Genomic DNA, 386 nt, shown 5'->3' with positions numbered 1-386 from the left:
GAGTGTATCTTAGCCTGTTCAAATAAGATATGAGATACTTTTGCTTGTCCAGACAGACCAGTTATCAGTCCCATAATAGCTAAAATTTTTCCATCGACAGTGGTTATGTCTGATACATAATCTAAAAGCTCTAATGCTTTTTGAGCAGCAAGTTCAAGTTCACTTTTTCCATGAAGTGCCAAAGACATATGGCATTCCGCTAGAAGGCAATAACATTCTGTTTTTAGCGTCTGTATATCACTTTTATTTTGTAATCTATCAAATATAGTCATGGCCCTGTAAATGCTTTCAGGGGTGAAGTCGTAAAGTTCTTTCTTTCCGGCTAACATTTCATCTGATAAATAATGATTCTTATATCCTTGGTCCTGCTTAGCTAATCTTACAGA

General features: G+C 35.8%; 1 pseudogene. It reads right to left on the bottom strand.

Going from position 1 to position 386, the window contains the following annotated elements:
* Positions 1-386: pseudogene (locus ACNFOC_RS55850) on the bottom strand (hypothetical protein); the annotation flags it as partial.

The organism is Streptomyces colwelliae (genome assembly GCF_048158785.1).
Classification (GTDB): domain Bacteria; phylum Actinomycetota; class Actinomycetes; order Streptomycetales; family Streptomycetaceae; genus Streptomyces.
The sequence above is the reverse complement of the archived record's forward strand: the minus strand, read 5'-3'. Positions and strand labels throughout refer to the sequence as shown.